This window comes from Streptomyces sp. NBC_01166 (assembly GCF_045039765.1).
GTDB lineage: Bacteria > Actinomycetota > Actinomycetes > Streptomycetales > Streptomycetaceae > Streptomyces.
In genome coordinates, this window is sequence record NZ_CP108613.1 from 1,170,822 (window position 1) to 1,189,915 (window position 19,094).

A 19,094-nucleotide genomic window follows, 5' to 3' on the forward strand; every position below is an offset into this window, starting at 1 on the left:
TCTCTCACTCTCCGAACAGATCGGTGACTCGCTGCCGGACTTCCTCGCGGTGGAAGGTCAGTTCGTGCATCGCGAGTTCCGCCTGGATGACGTCCGGCAGTTCCTTGCGGACGGGCGCCACCAGATGCTGTTTGAGGGCCCGCAGGGACACGGCCGGCTTGTCGGCCAGTTCCCTGGCCCGTCGGAGGGCCTCGGGCAGGACGTCCTTGCGCGGCAGAACGGGGAACGGCACGCCGCGTGCGGCGAGCTCCGCGCCGCGGTGGTTGGCGCCGTTCAGCAGCATCTCCTGCGCCAGCGGAAGCCCCAGTTTCCTGGGGAGGATGCAGGTGGCCCCCATGCCGGGAGTGAAGCCGTAGCGCATGAAGTTGGCGGTGTAGACGCTCTCCCGGCTGAGCACCACGAGATCGGCGTACAGCCCCATGACGAAGCCACCGCCGATGCCGTGCCCCTGCATGGCGGAGATGACGGGCACAGCGCATTCGAGCGCCAGGCTGTACAGGTTCAGGTCGGTGAACCGGCTGCGGCCCTCGTAGATGGCCAGCAGTCCCTCCTGCGTGCCGCCGGAGGAGAAGTAGCTGCCGTATCCGGTCATGACGACGACCTTGCACGTGTCGTCACGCCGAACCGTCTCGAAGGCGTCGAGCAGGCCGTCCACCAGCTCCGGGGTGAAGGCGTTCCTGCCCACCCGGTCCTGCATGGTCAGCAGGACGATTCCCGGCTCGACCTCACGGAGATCGACGACCGGCCCGGTCACGCCTGCCACGGCAGTATCCCTTCCTCTGCGTAGCGACGGATCAGCTCGAGGTTCCGCTCGTCGGAGAAGACCTCCCGGTTTCCCGCCAGGGCGGCCGGGCGTGACGCGGTCAGGCTGTCGTCCAGTGCGTGGAGATAGCGCTTGTAGCGGGCGATCCCCGTCCTGGGCAGGCACGTGAGCCGGGTGAGGTGCCTGCGCAGAAGGGCGTCGCTGTTGGCGCCCGTCGCATCCACGAGTCCGGCCGTCGCGGCCGCCGCGGCATCGAACGGCATCGTCATCAGCGTCATGTAGTGCGCCTTCTGGAATCCGCAGCGCCGGACGAGGAAGGGCAGCACGCACGCCGGGTAGAGCCCGAAGAGCAGTTCCGAGAGGCTGAACCGGGCGGAGTCCCCGGCGATGACGATGTCGCTGGCCGCGGCCAGTCCGACGCCGCCGGCATTGGCTGTCCCGCGCACGTGCGAGACCGTGACGAAGGGGCCCGTCGCCAGTCGCAGGAACAGTGTGTAGAGCAGTTCCGGACTCCGGTCCGCCTCTTCGTCCGAGGTGTCCCCAGCGGTGAGCTCCTGGAAGTCCGCGCCGAAACAGAAGTGTTCAGGCGTTCCTTCGAGCACCACCACGGTGGCGGTCTCCTGATGCCGGTCGAGTGCGTCGAGGAGTTCTGTGACCATGAGCCCGTTCAGGGCGTTCTTCGCCTCCGGCCTGTCCATGCGGATGCGGCAGACGGTACCGGTGGTCTCGGTTCGGATCGTCCGGTAGCTCATGCGGCCCACCTGTACTCCCGGTGGTATTCGCTGATCCGCTCCAGGACCAGCCCGCGTGTGCCCCGTTCGGTGCCGAGCTCCTTGGCGTACCGCTCGGGATCCAGTGCGACGTTGCGGGTGCCGAACGCCACGGAGGCGCTGTCCCGCAGCACCTGCTCGTACGCCTCCATCGACAGCAGGTTCCGCTCCAGCAGGGCTTGTTCCGTCCCGAGTCCGCGGAGCTGCTCCTGTCCCCGTGCCGTGGCCACTCCGCTGTAGAACTCCGCGCAGCAGCCGGAGCCGTAGGAGAAGCAGCCGATCCTGCGTGGTTCCTCGAAGGATCCGTGCACGAGGGTCGCGGCGAGCGAGGCGAAGACGCTTGCGCCCATCATGTTCCCCGTGTGGCGCGCGTACCGGAGCCCCGGCACGACGCGTTCGAGGAAATCGGCCTCGGTCTCGGCGCCCCGGGTTCCGGCGAACTTGCGCATCATGGTGCGGTGGGCGCCCTTCACCATGCCGCCGAAGGGCGTGTGGAACGCCAGGTATCCGAACGTGTCCCGGTAGTCGGCCTCCGGAACGCGGCGCAGGTACGCGCGGAAGGTCTGCTCGCAGCAGTCCAGGTAGGACATCAGCCCGAGGTCGGCGTCCCCGGCCTCCCCCGTGGTCGAGGGCCGGCAGGTGTCCATCACTTCGTAGCCGTACGACCCGTACGCGCCGTGATCGAGGTGGAGGACCCGGGGATCGTCCCCGACCAGGAGGGCGGCGGCACCGGCACCGGACGTCGGTTCCATGAAGGCCCAGTCCATGGTGACCGAGTCGGCGTCCTCGGGCATCGCGTAGCGCGACACGTCGGTGGCGACCACCAGCGCCTTGGCCCCGGGTGAGGTGCCGGACCGGATGAAGTCGACGGCCGTCTGCAGTCCCGCGGTCCCGGCGTAGCAGGCGTTCTTGATCTCGAACAGCCGGCAGTTGCGGTTCAGCCCCAGGTGGTGGTGCAGGTAGCTGCTGAGCGACTTCCCGAAGTCCACTCCCGATTCCGTGCACACCACGAGCATCTCGATACGGTCCCGTTCGGCGTCGGAGAGCGCTTCCACCAGCGGCTTCGCGGCGTTGACCCCGAACGTCACCGGATCCTCGAAAGGCAGCGCGACAGTCTTGCGGTGCACCATCAGCTCTGCGGACCTCAGCGTGTCCAGACCTCGGTGCTCCATCAGTTCCGGCACGTCGATACAGGCGCTTCCCCCAAAGATGTTGAGTGCTTCTATGCCGACGGGGACCGTGTGCATTGCCTACCTTCCTCAGCCGTTCGCGTTCTGCAGACAGAGAGCGGTGTTCACGCCTCCGAAGCCCATGCTCAGAGTCAGCGCGTGGGTGATCCGGCGGGACTCGGCCTGCCCCCGCACCCAGTTCAGCGTGGGGTCGATCGGGGTCTCCAGGTTCCGTGTCGGATGCAGCACGGCCGCCTCCATCTGCAGGAGCGTGGCGACCACCTCGACGGTCCCCGCCGCGCTCAGTCCGTGGCCGGTGATCGACTTGGTCGCGTTCAGATACGCCCCGTCGAGTCCGCAGGCGCGCAGGGCCGCCAGCTCCACCGGATCGCCGACGCCCGATCCCGTGCCGTGCGGGTTCACGTAGTCGATGTCCCCCGGTGCCCGGCCGGCGTGCGCGAGTGCCTGTCCGATGGCCCGGCTCTCGCCGTCGACGGAGGGGTCCGGGTTCCGGTTGGCGTCGACAGCGACACCCCAGCCGGTCACAGCCGCGTACGGCCGTGCTCCGCGTCCGCCGCCCGTCGAGGCACGCTCGACGACGACCGCGCCGCAGGCCTCCCCGTAGATGAATCCGTCACTCAGCGAGTCGAACGGCCGGCAGGCCAGGTCGGGTTCGTCCGCGAACCGGTCGGACCCCATGGCCCCGATCGAGCGCAATGCCTGGCACTCCCAGGAGGACAGATCCGCCAGTGCGCCGATCGCGACACATACGTCGACCGCTCCCGAACGCACCGCCTGGGCCGCCTGGATGACGGCCAACTGGCCGCTCGCCGAGGCGCCGCCCACGGTGTGAGCCGCACCGCGGATGCCGAACTGCTCGCTGCACAGTCCGCATAGATCGCTGTCCAGGAAGGAGAAGGCGTACGTGGGCGGCAGATAGGCCGGCCTGTCGCGGTAGGCATCCTGTTTGAGCATCAACTCCCGCTGCTGGACGTTCGAACCACCGATGACCAGGCCCACGCGTTCGGGGTCGGCCGTGTCCAGGCGTGCGTCCTCCCATGCCTCGTGCAGGGCGAGCAGCGCGGCCCGTCCGGAGAGGGAGACCGTGCGCAGCAGCCTTCCGGAGAACCTGCCTGGAAGGGTGAGTTCAGCGATTTCCGCGCCCAGGAAGCCCCGTTCGCCGCCCCTCCCGGGGCGCTCCATGACAGCGAAGCGCCCGCCACCGGAAAACAGGCCCTGTGCGAACTCCTTCTTTCCCGTTCCTGCCGCGGTGACCACACCGCAGCCGGTGATGACGAGGTCTTCAGGCATTCGACTTCGCATGCAGGGCGTCGACCAGGTCGCCTATGTTCGAGACGCCGGCGAGCTCGACTCGTGCCATCTGCAAAGACAGGGATTCCATGGCGAGCATGGTCACTTCGGCCCGGTCGACGGAGTTCGCCCCGAGGTCCGTCAGCCTGTCCTCCAAGCGGACCGGACGGCCCTCCAGATCGGGAAGCACCTCGTAGATGTGCCCCTTGACCATTTCGAAGATCTCGTCCCGCTGCATTTCGCGACTCCCCTTGTTCTTCTGCTGTGTCGGGTGGTGGGTGCGTCAGGCCCAGACGTACTCTCGGTGGAATTCGTTGATCTCCTGCAGGATGAGCCGGCCGGTCATCCGACCGGTCGCCATTCCGGCCGGAAGTGTGGCGGGGTCGAGCTTCCAGTTACGCGTACCGAAAGTGACTGCGCCGCCTCCGGACAACAGGTCCTCGTACTCCGGGATCGTCAGTTCGTGACGTGCGTCGAGATGCCGGGCGATTTCCATTCCGCGGAGCATTTCCCGGCCGTCCGGCGTGATGACCCCGCTGTAGAATTCGGAGCAGCAGCCGGAGCCGTAGGAAAAGACACCGACGCGTCGTGGAGCATCGATGGAGCAGTTGTCGATCGTGCTCGCCAATGAGAGGAAGACGGTTCCGCCCATGATGTTTCCGGTGCGCTGGCAGTAGCGGATTCCCGGCTCCACCCGCTCCAGGAAGTCGCTCTCGACCTCGGCCCGGGAGGACTTCGACATCTTCCTCATCATGGTGCGGTGCGCGCCCTTCACCATTCCGCCGAACGGTGTGTGGAAGGCGAGGTGATGGAACGTCGCGCGGTAATCGGCGTCGGCCACCCGACGCTGATATTCGAGGAATGTCTGCTCGCAGCAGTCCAGGTAGGAGAGAAGCGACAGGTCGGCGTCGCCCGCCTCGCTGTCGGCCGTGGGCCGGCAGGTGTCCATCACCTCGTGCCCGTAGTAGCCGTTGGCCCCGGCGTCCACCTCGAAGACCGTCGGCGTGTCGCTGACGAGCATGGCTACGGCGCCGGCCCCGGAACTGGGCTCCGCGAAGGACCAGTCCTCGGTCAGCGCGTCACCGCCGTCCACCACGGTGAACCGGGAGATGTCGGTGGTGACGACCAGCGCCTTCGCACCGGGTGACGCCTGCGAGAGGACGAAGTTGACGGCCGTCTGGAAGCCCGCGGTCCCGGAGTAGCACGCGTTCTTGATCTCGAACAGCCGGCAGTTGCGGCTCAGTCCGAGGTGATGGTGCACATAGGTGCTCAGCGACTTCCCGAAGTCGATACCCGATTCGGTGCAGGTGATCACCATTTCGATCCGCGCCCGTTCGGCATCGGTCAGCGCGTCGACGATCGGTTTGGCGGCGTTGACGGCGAACGTGACCGGATCCTCGCACGGCAGAGCCACCGTCTTCTGTCGCATGAGCAGGTTCTCGAAGCGTGCCCTGTCCAGCCGGCGGTGGTCGACCAGCCGCATGACGTCCAAATACGCAGTGCCGCCGAACACGTTCATCGCTTCGATCCCGGCAGACCTCATCCTTGTCCCCTCTCGTCCAAGCCACTCGCTCACGGCCACGGCCCCGGCGCTCTCAGTCGCTCCCGGCCGCGTCCCGGATGCGTTCGATCAGGGAAGTCAGCACGCGCCCCGTCCCCACCTCCACGAACTCCTCCTGGCCGACGGAAAGCAGGTGGCGGATGGTCTCCACCCAGCGCACGGGCTGGGTGATCTGTTCGGTGAGACACGTCTCGACCCGGGCGAGGTCGTACGCCTTGGCGTCGACGTTCGCGATGACGGGAATCGTCGGCGCGCGGAAGCGCGGTGACGTGTCGGCGAGGTACTGGGCGAACTCCGCCCGCGCCGGAGCCATCTGCCGGCTGTGGAAGGCGCCGCTCGTCCGGAGTTCGGTGAATCCCACGTCGCCGGGAAGAGAGGTGAAGACGTCCCGTGCCGCTGCGATCGCCGGCTTCAGGCCGGACACGACCACCTGCGTGGGCGCGTTGTCGTTCGCCACCTCGATGTCGGTGAGTTCGTGCCGGTCCAGCAGCTGTGACACCTGCTCGCGGTCGAGGCCGGTGACCGCCGCCATGCCGCCGCCTTCGATGCGGCCCATGGCCGCGCCCCGCTTCCGGACCAGCCGCAGACCCGTCTCGAAGTCCAGCACCCCGGCGGCCAGCAGGGCGTTGTACTCGCCGAGGCTGTGGCCGGCCACGTACTCCGGGACCTGTCCTGTCTCCTTGGTGCGCTTCAGATACGTCAGCGTGTTGACGACGTAGACCGCCGGCTGCGTGTACTGCGTCTCGTTCTGGAGTTGGTTCGGATTCTCGGTGCACAGCTTCTTGACCGAATAGCCGAGGATACGGTCAGCACGCTCGGTGATATCAGGGAATTCATCGAACAACGCACGCCCCATACCCTTGCGTTGCGATCCCTGACCCGGAAAAACATACGTGCTCATTTCGCTCCTGTCTCGCTTTCCGGATCAGCACGGAACACACATGCGGAGAAAACCGGACGCCACGTCAACACAGTGAGGAATGCGGGGTGAAACCGCCGTCCACATTGACGGCAGGAAAACGGGCGACCTGTCATGACATGCCCGTTTCGGGGGGTGCGCCGCCCCCGGGAGGAGTGAAGGGTGATCGCGGTCTTCCGTAGCGGCCTCGTCGCCGATGGGATATCCGCGCTGTCGATTCAGTCAGAAGCCGGCACAAACACGTCGTCCCCCATCGTTCGTGTCCCACGGTCGACGGCTTCGGTCAGGTCCGTCGTGCTCATCGATATCACCGGGATCCGTGAGTAGTTGTCAAGTACCGGTATCGGATCGGTGATCAGCGGAACTGCGCGACGGCCGCAGGGTCAACGCGCGTCAACTCTGGTTCTACCAGGCGACTTGAACATTCCTTGGGAATTACTGTCGGACCGGAAACACGTCTCACCCGTCTCACTGGTTGTCGGGCCATTGATCAACTCCTGTCGTCCCTGTACCGTTACCGAAGGCCGCGACTGGCGAAGGTGGACAACCACCGGGGAACGGCTGCTGTACGCACAGATGCGAACGCCGTCCGCCTGGGTGTTCCCGTCAACGATGTCCTTCCGAGGGAGTCATGACGTGGAACTTCGCTATGGGATCAATCCGCAGCAGCGTCTCGCCGAGGTGGCACCGACGCGGTCCGGGCAGTGGCCCGTACGGCTGCTGAACGGCGTGCCCTCCTACATCAACCTGCTGGACGCGCTCAACGCCTGGCGGCTCGTCAGTGAGGCGAGCGCGGCTCTGGGCAAGCCGGCCGCCGCCTCGTTCAAGCACGTGTCCCCGGCAGGCGCCGCCGTGGACGGCCCGCTGGACGAGGTCGTCAGGGATCTGTACCAGCTCGGCGACACGTCGGTCGGCGCACTCACCGGCGCCTACCTCCGCGCCCGCGACGCCGACCCCAAGTCCTCGTACGGGGACTTCGCCGCCGTCTCCCACCCCATCGACGACGAACTGGCCGACCTGCTGGCCCGGGTGATCTGCGACGGGGTCATCGCTCCCGGCTACGCCCCTGGCACGGTCGACAAGCTGAGCAAGAAGAAGAACGGCCGCTTCCTGGTCCTGGAGGCCGACAGCACTGCCGTACCGCCGCGGCGGGAGACCCGCGAGGTGTCCGGGCTCCGTCTGACACAGGACCGTGACGCGGTCCCCCTCACCCGGGATCTGTTCACCCTGCGGCACGGGGAGATCACCGCCGAGGCGACGGACGACCTGCTCCTGGGCCTCGCGGTGCTGCGCTACACCCAGTCCAACTCGGTCTGCTATCTGCGGGACGGGATGACTCTGGGCATCGGCGCCGGCCAGCAGTCCCGGGTGGACTGCACCAGGCTGGCGGGGGCGAAGACCGACACGTGGTGGCTACGGCGCCACCCGGCCGTCAGGGCACTGGACTTCGAGCCCGGCCTTCGGCGCCAGGACCGGATCAACTGGCAGGTCCGATTCATCGAGGGCGATCTGACGAAGGACGAGGAGAACAGGCTGGCGCAGGTGCTCCGCACGCCGGCGGTCCCGCCGGACGCGGAGGAGCGTGCGCGGTGGATGCATGCCCTGACCGGGGTGTCCTTCGTCTCCGACGGCGCCCTGCCCTTCCGCGACAACGTCGACCACGCGAAGCGGCACGGGGTCTCCGCCATCGCCGAACCGGGCGGCTCCATCCGGTCCGACGAGGTCGAGGCAGCCTGCCGCGAGCAGGGCATCGCGCTCGCGCACACCGGTCTTCGGCTCTTCCATCACTGAGCGCCGTCGGGCCCGAGGTCGTCGTACGCCCGGGCCTGAAGGCTGTAGAGCTCGGCGTAGAGGCCGCCCGCAGCGACCAGGTCGGGGTGCGCCCCGTATTCGAGGACCGTGCCCTTCCTGAGGACCACGATGCGGTCGGCCGTCCGCACGGTGGACAGACGGTGGGAGACGAAGAGTGTGACTGAGCCCGCCCGGGAGGCCGCGGCCTCGGCCGATGCGACGAAACGGTCGAACAGGGCGTGCTCGGCCATCGCGTCCAGAGCTGCGGCAGGTTCGTCGAGCGCCAGGACGAGGGGATCGGCGCGCATCATGGCCCGGGCGAGTGCCAGGGTCTGCCACTGACCTCCGGACAGTTCGGCCCCGTCGCCGTACGCATGGCCGACCAGTCCGTCGACCCCTCCGGGGACCCGGGCGACGATCGGCCCGGCGTGCGCACGCCCGAGCACCTCGCCGAGGACCGCGTCGTCGTCCAGGTCCGGCAGGTGGCCGATGCCGACGTTCTCCCTCAGTCGCAGTTCCAGCTTGGAGAAGTCCTGGAACAGCATGGCCACCCTGGACCGCCAGCGGTCGGGCGGCATGGACCACAGATCCACACCGTCGACGAGGATGCGTCCGCCCGTCGGCCGGTACAGCCCGCACAGCAGTTTCACCAGAGTGCTCTTACCGGCGCCGTTCTCACCGACCACGGCGACGGACGTACCGGCCGGGATGACGAAGGACACGCCGTCCAGCACAGGCGTGCCGGTGCCGGGGTAGGCGAAGGACACGTTGTCGAACCGGATGCCGTCGGTCATCCGCAGGGGAACGGGAGCGGTGCCGGCGGGCCGCGGCGAGTCGTCCGGCACCGAGAAGCCCGCCAGCTCCGCGATGCGTCCGAAGGTCCGCCCGGCCCCCTGGAGCGTGGCCAGCAGAACCAGGGCGTTGGTCACCTGGATACTGACCTGCGCGGCGAGGGTGACGACCAGGAGGACGTCGCCGACGCTCGCCGCACCGTGCACGGCCTGCCCGATGACCAGCAGCACAGCTCCCGAGTACACCAGGGCGAACAGCAGCTGCCCCGCGGCGCGCGAACCCGCGGCGCGAAGGTGCGCCGTCCGGCGCTCCTTCGTCGCGGACGCCCAGGCGTCCTGCTGAAGCTGGAGGATGCGGTCCTCGGCGTGGCACAGACGCACCTCCTTCATGGAGTCACCGCTGGTGGCCACATCGAGGAGATGCGTACTGAGCCGACTGGCCGCGGCGCCGCGTTCCTTGGCCCTCTCGATGATGTTCTGTGCCCGGTTGCTGATGAGCACCGGGGGCACGACGGCGGCGGGCAGGAGCATCAGCCAGGGGTCCACCGTGCTCAGAACGACGATCGTGACCGCGGTCTGCACTCCCAGTCCGCCGAGCTGCAGCACGCTCTCCAGGGCGTGCCGGGTCCGTGCGAGATCCTCCCGTACGACGGTGAGGGTCTCGGTGAATCCGGGTAAGTCGAAGTGACCGATGCCAGGGGTGCCGTTGGATATGTCGAGCACATCCTCGTGCAGAGCCGCCTCGACCAGTTCACCCACCTCGAAGTAGTACAGATGGGCGAAATGGCTCATGGTCAACTCGAATACGAGAAGCAGGCCGATGGCCACGGCCACCGCGGTGGCACGACCGCCGTCGCCGGCGAGCGTGTCGTCCATGAGTGTTCTGAGCAGTCCGGCGACCAGCGGGGTGGCCGACAGCCCGACCAGCAGCAGTGCGGCCGCCGTCACGAGGCGACGTGCGTCGAGCCGCCATCCGAGGACCAGCAGCCGGCCGGCTGCGAGCACCGTGGTCCTCACGGTGCTGTCCTGCCGTCCACGTCGTGCGCGGCGAACCGGCGTGCCTGGAGACGGAACAGCCGCTCGTAGCTTCCCCTGGCAGCCATCAACTCCTGGTGGCTGCCGCGCTCCACGATCCGTCCGTCCTCTAGGACAAGGATCTGGTCGGCCTTGCGGACGGTCGAGAACCGATGCGAGATGATCACGCTGGTGACCCCCTTCACCGTCTCCAGGAAGCGGTCGAAGAACTCCACCTCGGCGCGGGCGTCGAGCTGTGCGGTGGGCTCGTCCAGCACCAGCAGCGAGGCTCCGTGGCGTACGGCGAAGAGGGCGCGTGCCAGGGCGACGCGCTGCCACTGGCCGCCGGAGAGATCACGGCCGCCGCGGTATCCGCGGGACAGGACCGTGGACAGTCCGTCCGGCAGCCGCTCCAGGGCGTCGAGGACGCCGGCGCGTTCAGCCGCCTCGCGGATGCCGTCCGTGTCGTCGGCCCACCGGGGCGCGCCGAGGGCGATGTTGGCCGCGGCGCTCAGCTCGTAGCGCACGAAGTCCTGGAAGATCACCGAAAGCCGGGACTGCCATTCCCGCGGATCGAGCTCTGTGAGGGGCCGGTCATCGACGGTGATCCGGCCGGAGGAGGGGTCGTAGAACCTTGCCAGCAGTTTCACCAGGGTGGTCTTCCCTCCGCCGCTCAGGCCCACGATGGCCGTCGAGGTCCCCGCAGGCAGACCGAGATCCAGTCCGCGCAGCACTTCGGGGGCATCAGGCCCGTAACCGAACCGCACGTCCTGGAAGCTCACCCCGCGGGCGACCGGGCCCGCTCCGGCGATCGTGCCCCCGGCGCTCCCGGGGCGCATCTGTGCGGCGCTCTCCTCGAACCGGCTCAGCGCGTGGTACCCCTGCAGTCCGTACTGGGTCTGGGCATCGCTCTCCGGGAAGAAGACCCCGAAGCGGATCGGGATGGTGATGGTCTGGATCGCCACCGCCAGTTCCAGCACCGACAGTTCGCCGGCGGCGGCTGATCGGGCCAGAAGCACGAGTGAGGCGCAGCCGCCCAGCATGCCGAGCGCCGCGAAGCCGATGAAGGGGCGCAGCAGGATGCGGCGGCGTCCCGCCCAGAGGGAGCCCAGATAGGCGCGGGCCTCGGAGCGTTCCCTGGCTCGCAGCCATTCCACCAGGCCGAGAACACGGATGTCCTTGGCCGCCGACTCCGACGAGGCGTAGGTACGCACGTACGTCATGGCGCGCCGGCGCCCGGCAAGGCCTTGCCAGACCTTCGCGAACCGTCCCAGGGAGCCGCGCTGCCCGAAGCGCGTGACGAGCGCGGTCATGGCCAGGACCCCGCCCGCGACCGGTGACAGGGTGACCGCGGCGAGCAGGACGGCGCCCACCAGCTGGCCGTAGCGCGCGACGAGCGCCAGCACCCCGGCGATCGCCTCTCCCGGAGTAGGCATCGCCCGGTCGAGCGCGGCCCGGGAGTCGGCAAGGATGTCGAGCATGTCGGGACGGTCCAGCGCGGACAGAGGAGCGTCCCGCAGCGCCGCGCTCATGAGGCGGTGGATGCAGTATCCGTCCACCCGCCGAGCCGCGATCTCCCCCAGGGCGGTCTGGAACGGCACAAGGCACTGCTGAACCGCGAAGGTGCCGCAGGCGACGAGGAGGGCCGCGACCAGTGGCGGCCAGCCGGCCCCCGGAGCCGCCGCGCCGGGAATGCGTCCGATCAGCACGCTCATGGCCACGACGAAGCCCAGGGGCAACAGCCCGATCGCCGTGTTGGCCAGGACGGAGGCCACGACGATGCCGCGTCCCGCATGGGGCAGGAGCCGCAGGACGGCGCGCCACTTCTCGGCGCGTGCGCCGACGGCACGGGCCACGGCTGATGCCGTGGCCCGCCGGCCCTTACCGCGTCGCATGGACCATGAACGTCCGGATGTCTTCCGGGATCATCGGGGAGGGACGGACCTGCGGTGTCAGCCCGTGCTGCCGCAGCAGGCCGCAGATCTGCCCGAGCCGCTCGTTCAGGTCCTGGACCTCCAGGATCACCTGGCGGACGAGCGGCCAGTGGCCGGCGTCGATGCCCAGCAGCACCTCCAGCTCCGCGCCTTCGACGTCGACCTTGAGCAGGTCGATGACCTGGTCCGGCTTCAGGTAGGTGGACAGGCGCTCGACCGGGACGCTCACGGTGTAACCGGCGTGCTGTCGCTCGACGTCGTCGACGGGCTCCTCCCGGGCGAGTACCTCCTTCTGCAGTTCCTTCTCGTGGGGGTAGCGCGTCGAATTGCCCGGCAGCACCGGATAGTAGGTGAAGTCCACCCGCTTCTCACGGACGGATCCCAGAGCGAGTTCCTCGATCTCGATGCCGCTCAGGCGGCTGCGCGCGATGTTCGCGCGCAGGGCCCGCGCGGACTCGGGCATCGGCTCGAAGGCGTGGATCCGGGCGTCTGCTCTCAGCTGTTTGACGAAGAGGGCGAACAGGCCGATGTTGGCACCGACGTCGACGACGAAGGCGTTCTCCGGCAGAGAGATCTCCTCGTATCCACCGCATTCGAAGATCTCCTCGTACTGCCACCTCAGCTCCTTCTCGCTGGGCGCCAGCAGACTCACGTGCGGGCGGATCGTGAAGAGGTGCAGGCCCGTCAGGTCCTCGGCCGCACCTTCCGCTTCCGACGTCACGCCCCGGGCAGGGACGGCGTCCTCCCCGCCGAGCCGAAGGCTGAGACCGCGAGCACGGGCGGTGCGGGCAGCGGATTCGGCCTGCGCGGTCAGGTTCGCGAGCGCGACGACACGCGGTGGCACGGATGACATCCGGTAGATCGCCGCGCTGGAGGCCGCGAGGCCCGAGTCGATCCTCTCGACCCGCGCCTCCCAGACCGTGTCACCGCTCCTGGTGACCTCGATCGCCCGGCCGCCCTGGGCGTCGGTGACGAGAACGTTGTCATTGCCGAGCAGTTCGCAGCCACCGGCCACGGCCGAGTAGAACGACTCCGGCGGATCGGCGGCGTACTGCCAGACGACCGATCCGGTGACGGGATCGGTCTCCACCACCCGTGAACGTCCGACCGCGTATCCGTTGTCGAAGACGAGGACGTTGCCGTTCTTCAGCACGGAGGGCTGGTGCTGACGGGAGAGCTCGCCCGGCCCCCACCACCAGCGGACGGAGTGTGCCTCCAGGTCCAGGACCGCGATCAGGTCCAGGTTCCGTACGGAGACGAGGACGCTGCCCTCACCCCACAGACCCTGCGGATGCGCGTCGAGCACCTCGAGGGTGTTGGTGTGCAGGACGTCACTCGGCCATCCCGGCAGTTCGTGAAAGTACCGCAGGGCATCGAAACTGCCCAGCTCCGCCACCTCGGAGAGCAGTGCGGCATCGAGCTTCCGGTATCCGGGCGCCGGCTCCGTGCGGCCCTCGCCGTATCGGCGCCGCCCGATCTCGTCGTCGATCAACGCCCGCAGGGAGGGCTCCGTGGCCAGCAGCTCGTAGAGGGAATGAACGGCGAGCCGGCGTCCCTCCGGGTCGAGGACGGTCACGGTGTCGTCGAGGATGATGTGTTCCTCGTCCCCCCACCCGACCAGCTTGGGTTCCTGTGAGAGCACATGGATTCTCCCCGCCCGGTCGAAGCCGAGATCGTGGTGGGCGGCCACCTCCGCCCGCCATATGAGCTGTGAGTCGGGGCCGAGTTTCAGGAGCGACTTCCGTGGCACCGTGGCGTAGAGACTTCCGTCGTCCGCGAGCTCCACGTGGTTCCAGCCCCGCAGGTACGTCGGAGGGTCGGTCTCGGGGCTCAGCTGGTCCAGCGAGTTGCTCCACATGTGCACGCACTCGGCCCGGCTGTTGATGAGGCACGCGATGGGTTCGGGATAGGAGGACGAGGGTGAGAAGAGCAGGAACTTCTCATCGCCTTCGGTTTCAGGTCGGTTCACTTGTGTCTCCCGCAGTCGAAAGGTGTCGTGCGATGACGTGCCGTTCGATCAGGGCGGGTGCCGACCGCCGTTCAGCCGGACTGCCCGCCCGAGCCCTCCAGGACGACCGCGACCGGGCCGGTGACTCTGCCCCTCACGGCCGGTCGAGTCCCAGGAACCGCAGCGCGTTCCCCGCGAGTTGTTGCTGTACGGCCTCCTCGCCGAGCCCTGCTTCCCTCAGCCAGCCGGGCAGGTGGCGAGGCAGATGGCCGTAGCCGACTCCCCCGTACGCAGCCAACTGAGTGCGTGTGCACACGTCGTGGGAGTGGGTGAGCCGGTCGCCGTAACCGAGTTCGATGACCTGCAGCAGTGCCTGCACACGTTCCGTGTCCTTCGGCATGCGGTCCGGACCGTACTGGTACTCGTCCCCCCAGATGTCGAAGGCGACGTAGCAGCCGCGGTCGAGGAGAGCGGTGAGGAGTGAGGTGTCCTCCGTGCCGCGGACGTCGAGGTGGCAGAGGCTGACACGGGACAGGTCGACCCCGTGCCGCTCGAGGATGTCCAGTGCTGCGAGACCTTGGGGGTCCCACGGGTGCAGATGGATGAAGACGGGCGCGCCGGTACGCCGGTGTGCCTCGGCCGCCGCCGCGAGTGCCGTGTGTTCACGAGGCGTGATCGGGCTGCCGGTTCCGATCTCGCCGATGACGCCCGCCGGATGGTCCGGGTCCGTCAGGGCCCGGACCATGGCGTCCGCCAGCCGGCCCGCGGAGGCATCTCGCAGCGACGGCGGCCAGGAACCGTCGATGTAGGGGCCGCACCCCGTGATGATGTCGACTCCGGCACGTGCCGACACCTCGGCCAGCCGTTCCGGGTCCCGGCCGATGGTGTCCGGGGTGAGGTCCACGATCAGGGAGCGGCTGGACACCTCGGAGAGCAGGCCGAGTTCACGAACGGCGAGATCCACGTCGTCGAGGACCAGGTTGTCAGGGCAGGCGAAGGGGTTCTGCCGGACGAGCTCCAGATTGTCCGGGCCGACCCGCTGGTCCCGCAGCAGCTCGTGGCGTGGATCGTCGGCGGCCAGCCAGCACCGCAGATCGAGGAGGATGTGCTCGTGGGCGAGCACCGTGTCGTAGTGCGCGGCAGGGCTCCTGCCGCGCACCGTGCGGGGTCTCCAGACGGGCATGATGCGTTGCTCCTCGCGCGCGCTCAGGAGGCTTTGACGTCGGGAGCGGCGTAGATCTCCTCGTACGCCGCCGCGCAGGCCTCCCGGAAGCGCGCGTCGGACGTGACGTCACGCGTGCGGGGACGGGCCAGGTCGATGGGGATGTCACGCCGGATCCGCCCCGGGGTCCCGCCCATGACGAGCACCCGGTCCGAGAGGTAGACCGCTTCCTCGATGTCATGCGTCACGAACAGCACGGTGAGGCGGTGCTGTTCCCACAGCTGGGTCAGCAGGTCCTGCATGACACGCCGGGTCAGGGCGTCGAGGGCACCGAAGGGCTCATCCATGAGCAGCACCGCGGGCCGGTAGGACAGCGCCCTCGCGATGGCCACACGCTGCTGCATCCCGCCGGAGAGCTGGTCCGGGAAGGCGTCGGTGCGAGCACCGAGACCGACCTGGTCGAGCAGGGCCAGCGCCTCGGCCCGCCGTTCCCGGCGCGTCAGGCCTGCCTGGTCACGGAGGGCGAACTCGACGTTCTGCACCGCCGTCATCCAGGGGAAGAGGGTGTACTTCTGGAAGACCATGCCGCGGTCGCGCCCCGGGCCCTCGACACGGCTTCCGTCCAGGACGACCGTTCCCGTGGTCGGCGGAACGAGGCCGGCGACGACGTTCAGCAGCGTCGACTTGCCGCATCCGGAGGTGCCGACGACGGAGACGAATTCGTTGCGTGCGAGGGCGAGATCGAGCGGGGCGACCGCCGTGGTGTCGCCGAAGCTCACTGACACCTCACGCAGCTGAAGGTGAGCGGTGTCGTCGTGCATGACTGGTCCTTTCACTTGTTCAGCTCGGCAGGACGGAACAGCAGGAGGCCTGCGCGCCGCAGGAGCTGGTCGGTGACGAGTCCGAGCAGACCGAGCACCAGGAGGTAGCCGATGATCGTCTCCGTGGACAGGTAGCGCTGCGCGAGAGTGATGCGGTAACCCAGTCCGGATGTCGCGGCGACGAGTTCGGCGACGACCAGCCAGGTCCACGCCCAGCCGAGGCTGACGCGCAGCGAGTCCCAGAGCGCCGGGGCGCCGGCGCGCAGCACGATGCGCTGGAGAATCTGCTGCCGTGTGAGGCCGAGCGTGCGGCCCACATCGATGAGTTCGGTGGGTACGCGTCGGACGTTGTCCGTGAACAGCAGGACTTGCTGGAAGAAGGTCCCGATGAAGATGATGAGGAACTTCTGTCCGTCGTCCGTGCCCACCCACAGGATGGTCAGGGGGACGAAGGCCACGACGGGCATGTAGCGGATGAAGTCGATGACGGGTTCGAAGCAGGCCGCCCACAGCTTGAAGCGCCCCATCAGGATGCCCAGGGGCAGCGCGAGGACGGTGGCGAGAAGGAAGCCGACCCCCACCCTGTATACCGAGACGCCCAGGTCCTCCCAGAGCTCGCCGCCCGCCGACAGTTCCGTGAGCCGGGACAGCACGGCGTCCGGGCTCGGCAGGAAGAGCCGGTCGACCCACTCAAGGGCCGTGATCAGCCACCAGACGCCGAGCAGGACGAGAAAGGACACGACGGGTACGCCCGCGGAGAGGGTCTGCCGGGTCCGGCCGGCCCCTCGCGTCGTGGGCGGGCCGGACTTGCCGGGCGGAGTGGTGGTGGTGCGGTCCTTGTCCACGAGGTTGGTCATGACTGCTTCCCGCCTGGCAGGTAGCGGCCGTCGACCGCGGCGTCGGTGTCGACGTCACCCTGCAGCAGACCCGCGTCCTTGGCCACCGAGGCGACCTCCGGGAGAACGGAGCTCACGTATTCACCGGTCAGTTTCGTCTCGTTCTCCGAGCGGCCGTAGTACTCGATGCCGTCGAAGGCCGTGCCCAGTTCCTTCGGGTTCGCGCCGACGCCTCGCGCCATGACCGCGCGGGATGCCTCCGGGGCCTTCGCGTACTCGCCGACCGCGTCGTTCCACGTCTTGACGAGTGCGGCGACCTGGCCCGGCTTCTCGGCGAGGACGTCGGCCCGGACCACGAACACGTCGGAGATGAGCCCTGGGTTCTCGGCCGCCGAGTACACCGATCGGGTGGTCGGCTGTTTCGCCTGCGCCGCCGAGACGTACGGCTCGTACGTGACCGCCGCGTCGACACGTCCGGCCAGGAAGGCGCTGCCGGCATCCGTGGCGGACATGGGGACACGCTTGATGTCGTCGATGTCCATGCCGTTCTGGCGCAGTCCGTAGCGCAGCAGGATGTCGCTGGTGGTGCCCTCCTCGTAGGCGACCCTCTTGCCCTTGAGAGCCTTGATGCTGTTGGTACCTGCTCGGGTGAGGACGGCGTCGGCCTGCTTGCTGACGTCCTCCAGCATCACGATTCTGATGTCGACCCCGGAGGCGATCAGATTGAGCGCCGTGTGCGAGGAGACATTGGCACCGTCGATCTTCCCGCCGGCCAGGGCGGCGTTGAGCTGGTCGTCGGTGGTGAAGTTGACCTGCTCGAACGCCGTGCGGTGCTGCTTCGCGTACCCCTTCTCCTCGGCGATGTACCAGGGGGCGTAGCCGATCCACGGCTGTGTTCCGAGACGGAAGGTACCCGGCTCAGGGGTGGCGGGGATCTTCACCGGTCCGTCGGCGGCGCTCCGGTCGTCGGTGCTGCAGCCGCTCGTCAGGACGAGCAGGGCGGTGGCGGCAAGGGCGCCGACATGGCGTTTGGCGATGGGCATGGGGATGTTTCTCCAAAGTGGGTCAGGGGGCCACGGGTTGGCGGGTGCCGCGGACCACCGAGGGGACGGCTGCCCCGGCCAGGGCCATGAGCAGACCGAAGGCGAGCCAGCCCATGGCTCCGAAACCGATGACGATGCTGGTGGCGGCCACAGGGGTGAGTGCCGATCCCAGCTGGGAGGTCATACCGAAGAAGCCCTGGTACTGTCCGTGCGCGCCTTCCGGAGCCAGTTCGTACGAGAGGGCCCAGGAGCCGGCGCTGTAGAGCAGTTCGCCCAGCACATGTACCGCGGTCCCCACGACGAGCAGGGCCACGGCCAGGCCCAGGGGCGCGTCCGCGGACCAGGCGAACAGGGCGCAGCAGGCCAGCAAAGCGATGCCGGCCAGCCTCGAGGTGCGCGCCGCCGCATCGGCGTCGGTGGCGCGCCGGCTGACCCGGACCTGGAACAGCACCACACCGAGCGTGTTCAGGACGAGCAGTGCCGCGTACAGCGAGTTGGGTGCCTCCGTACGCTCGCTGATCCAGAGCGGCAGCGCGATGGTGAGGAGGCCGACGTTCAGGACGAGCGCGACATTGAGGAGTCCGACCAGTGCGTAACGACGGTCACGGAAGACCGCCCAGGGGGACGCCCGCGTCTGTGCGCTTCCGCCGGTGATCGCGGGCAGACGCATCTGGACCAGGCCGCCGACGGAGAACAGGACTCCGCAGCCGACGAGTCCCCAGGCCTGCACGGACGGGGCGTCGTACGAGAGTATGACGCCGCCGACGAGAGCGCCGACGGCGACACCCGCGTTCGTCACCGACCGCAGGTAGGCACGGGCCTGGACACGCTCGGCGCCTTCGGTGATACCTGCGATCAGGGCGCCGAACGCCGCACCGCCGGCGGACTCCGTCAGCGCGGCGAGCACGGCGACAGCGACGAAGAACACGAACCCGTCCATGGACGCGTAGGCACAGGTCACGATGCCCTGCAGGACGAAGCAGGCGGACGACACCTCCCGGGGCCCGAGGACGTCCGCCAGGTGCCCCGCCGGCACGCTCACCGCCATGGCGGCAACGGCGGCAATGGTCATGCCGATTCCCACCAGGCGGACCGACATCCCGGCGGCATGCGCGAAGTAGAGCACGCTGACCGTGAAGAAGACGCCGTGTCCCACCGCGCGTGTGAGCGTGGCGACGGCGAGCACGCGCAGATCGGCGGTGCGCGGCAGAACCTGGGCGGGGAATCGCACGATGCCCTTCATTCCTCTCGTACGACGCCT

General features: G+C 68.4%; 16 protein-coding genes and 1 riboswitch. Of the genes, 1 reads left to right on the forward strand and 15 read right to left on the reverse strand.

Annotated elements, in window-relative coordinates:
- Positions 1-4: 4 nt before the first annotated feature.
- Genes OG379_RS05385 through fabD form a run of 7 tightly spaced genes read right to left on the reverse strand, consistent with a single transcriptional unit; the run spans position 5 to position 6,475 of the window.
- Positions 5-763: a polyketide synthase gene (locus tag OG379_RS05385; RefSeq protein WP_405659873.1), complete on the reverse strand. Its 759-nt coding sequence runs from the start codon at positions 761-763 to the stop codon at positions 5-7.
- Entirely contained in the window at positions 751-1,515 is a 765-nt protein-coding gene (locus OG379_RS05390; RefSeq protein WP_405659875.1) for an enoyl-CoA hydratase/isomerase, read from the reverse strand. The genes OG379_RS05385 and OG379_RS05390 overlap by 13 nt, the downstream gene beginning before the upstream one ends.
- Positions 1,512-2,780, reverse strand: a complete 1,269-nt coding sequence (locus tag OG379_RS05395) for a hydroxymethylglutaryl-CoA synthase family protein (RefSeq protein ID WP_405659877.1) — start codon at positions 2,778-2,780, stop codon at positions 1,512-1,514. The genes OG379_RS05390 and OG379_RS05395 overlap by 4 nt, the downstream gene beginning before the upstream one ends.
- Positions 2,781-2,792: 12 nt before the next feature.
- On the reverse strand, positions 2,793-4,013 hold the full coding sequence (locus OG379_RS05400; protein WP_405659879.1) for a beta-ketoacyl synthase N-terminal-like domain-containing protein: 1,221 nt from the start codon (positions 4,011-4,013) through the stop codon (positions 2,793-2,795).
- Entirely contained in the window at positions 4,006-4,251 is a 246-nt protein-coding gene (locus tag OG379_RS05405) for an acyl carrier protein (RefSeq protein WP_405659881.1), read from the reverse strand. Before OG379_RS05405 ends, OG379_RS05400 begins: the two co-directional genes overlap by 8 nt.
- Positions 4,252-4,296: 45 nt before the next feature.
- On the reverse strand, positions 4,297-5,556 hold the full coding sequence (locus tag OG379_RS05410; RefSeq protein ID WP_405659883.1) for a hydroxymethylglutaryl-CoA synthase family protein: 1,260 nt from the start codon (positions 5,554-5,556) through the stop codon (positions 4,297-4,299).
- Between the two features lie 52 nt (positions 5,557-5,608).
- Positions 5,609-6,475 (reverse strand): ACP S-malonyltransferase, encoded by an 867-nt coding sequence (gene fabD, locus OG379_RS05415; protein WP_405659885.1) that lies wholly within the window; start codon positions 6,473-6,475, stop codon positions 5,609-5,611.
- Between the two features lie 534 nt (positions 6,476-7,009).
- A riboswitch (ZMP/ZTP riboswitch) is annotated at positions 7,010-7,099 on the forward strand.
- Between fabD and OG379_RS05420 the strand changes: the two genes are divergently transcribed.
- Positions 7,070-8,284: a phosphoribosylaminoimidazolecarboxamide formyltransferase gene (locus tag OG379_RS05420; protein WP_405659887.1), complete on the forward strand. Its 1,215-nt coding sequence runs from the start codon at positions 7,070-7,072 to the stop codon at positions 8,282-8,284. Its footprint overlaps the riboswitch before it by 30 nt.
- Here OG379_RS05420 and OG379_RS05425 read toward each other — a convergent pair.
- From OG379_RS05425 to OG379_RS05460, 8 genes are all read right to left on the reverse strand, one after another.
- Positions 8,278-10,092 carry an ABC transporter ATP-binding protein gene (locus tag OG379_RS05425; protein ID WP_405659889.1) on the reverse strand — a complete coding sequence of 605 codons (1,815 nt, stop codon included), beginning with the start codon at positions 10,090-10,092 and terminating at the stop codon, positions 8,278-8,280. The two genes, OG379_RS05420 and OG379_RS05425, sit on opposite strands and share 7 nt — an antisense overlap.
- Positions 10,089-11,984, reverse strand: a complete 1,896-nt coding sequence (locus OG379_RS05430; RefSeq protein ID WP_405659891.1) for an ABC transporter ATP-binding protein — start codon at positions 11,982-11,984, stop codon at positions 10,089-10,091. The genes OG379_RS05425 and OG379_RS05430 overlap by 4 nt, the downstream gene beginning before the upstream one ends.
- Positions 11,971-13,992, reverse strand: a complete 2,022-nt coding sequence (locus tag OG379_RS05435) for an FkbM family methyltransferase (RefSeq protein WP_405659893.1) — start codon at positions 13,990-13,992, stop codon at positions 11,971-11,973. Before OG379_RS05435 ends, OG379_RS05430 begins: the two co-directional genes overlap by 14 nt.
- A gap of 133 nt (positions 13,993-14,125) precedes the next feature.
- On the reverse strand, positions 14,126-15,154 hold the full coding sequence (locus OG379_RS05440; protein WP_405659895.1) for a hypothetical protein: 1,029 nt from the start codon (positions 15,152-15,154) through the stop codon (positions 14,126-14,128).
- A gap of 23 nt (positions 15,155-15,177) precedes the next feature.
- Positions 15,178-15,954 (reverse strand): ABC transporter ATP-binding protein, encoded by a 777-nt coding sequence (locus OG379_RS05445; protein ID WP_405659898.1) that lies wholly within the window; start codon positions 15,952-15,954, stop codon positions 15,178-15,180.
- A gap of 11 nt (positions 15,955-15,965) precedes the next feature.
- Positions 15,966-16,811 (reverse strand): ABC transporter permease, encoded by an 846-nt coding sequence (locus tag OG379_RS05450; protein WP_405659901.1) that lies wholly within the window; start codon positions 16,809-16,811, stop codon positions 15,966-15,968.
- Entirely contained in the window at positions 16,808-17,833 is a 1,026-nt protein-coding gene (locus OG379_RS05455) for an ABC transporter substrate-binding protein (RefSeq protein ID WP_405659904.1), read from the reverse strand. Before OG379_RS05455 ends, OG379_RS05450 begins: the two co-directional genes overlap by 4 nt.
- A gap of 22 nt (positions 17,834-17,855) precedes the next feature.
- Positions 17,856-19,064 carry an MFS transporter gene (locus tag OG379_RS05460; protein ID WP_405659906.1) on the reverse strand — a complete coding sequence of 403 codons (1,209 nt, stop codon included), beginning with the start codon at positions 19,062-19,064 and terminating at the stop codon, positions 17,856-17,858.
- Between the last annotated feature and the right edge of the window lie 30 nt (positions 19,065-19,094).

What these genes read in the sequence shown, in the direction of transcription:
- OG379_RS05430 (WP_405659891.1), bottom strand. Translation starts at nt 11,984, where the DNA reads ATGCGACGCGGTAAGGGCCGGCGGGCCACGGCATCAGCCGTGGCCCGT.
- OG379_RS05390 (WP_405659875.1), bottom strand. Translation starts at nt 1,515, where the DNA reads ATGAGCTACCGGACGATCCGAACCGAGACCACCGGTACCGTCTGCCGC.
- fabD (WP_405659885.1), bottom strand. Translation starts at nt 6,475, where the DNA reads ATGAGCACGTATGTTTTTCCGGGTCAGGGATCGCAACGCAAGGGTATG.
- OG379_RS05410 (WP_405659883.1), bottom strand. Translation starts at nt 5,556, where the DNA reads ATGAGGTCTGCCGGGATCGAAGCGATGAACGTGTTCGGCGGCACTGCG.
- OG379_RS05420 (WP_405659887.1), top strand. Translation starts at nt 7,070, where the DNA reads ATGCGAACGCCGTCCGCCTGGGTGTTCCCGTCAACGATGTCCTTCCGA.
- OG379_RS05445 (WP_405659898.1), bottom strand. Translation starts at nt 15,954, where the DNA reads ATGCACGACGACACCGCTCACCTTCAGCTGCGTGAGGTGTCAGTGAGC.
- OG379_RS05395 (WP_405659877.1), bottom strand. Translation starts at nt 2,780, where the DNA reads ATGCACACGGTCCCCGTCGGCATAGAAGCACTCAACATCTTTGGGGGA.
- OG379_RS05450 (WP_405659901.1), bottom strand. Translation starts at nt 16,811, where the DNA reads ATGACCAACCTCGTGGACAAGGACCGCACCACCACCACTCCGCCCGGC.
- OG379_RS05400 (WP_405659879.1), bottom strand. Translation starts at nt 4,013, where the DNA reads ATGCCTGAAGACCTCGTCATCACCGGCTGCGGTGTGGTCACCGCGGCA.
- OG379_RS05405 (WP_405659881.1), bottom strand. Translation starts at nt 4,251, where the DNA reads ATGCAGCGGGACGAGATCTTCGAAATGGTCAAGGGGCACATCTACGAG.
- OG379_RS05440 (WP_405659895.1), bottom strand. Translation starts at nt 15,154, where the DNA reads ATGCCCGTCTGGAGACCCCGCACGGTGCGCGGCAGGAGCCCTGCCGCG.
- OG379_RS05455 (WP_405659904.1), bottom strand. Translation starts at nt 17,833, where the DNA reads ATGCCCATCGCCAAACGCCATGTCGGCGCCCTTGCCGCCACCGCCCTG.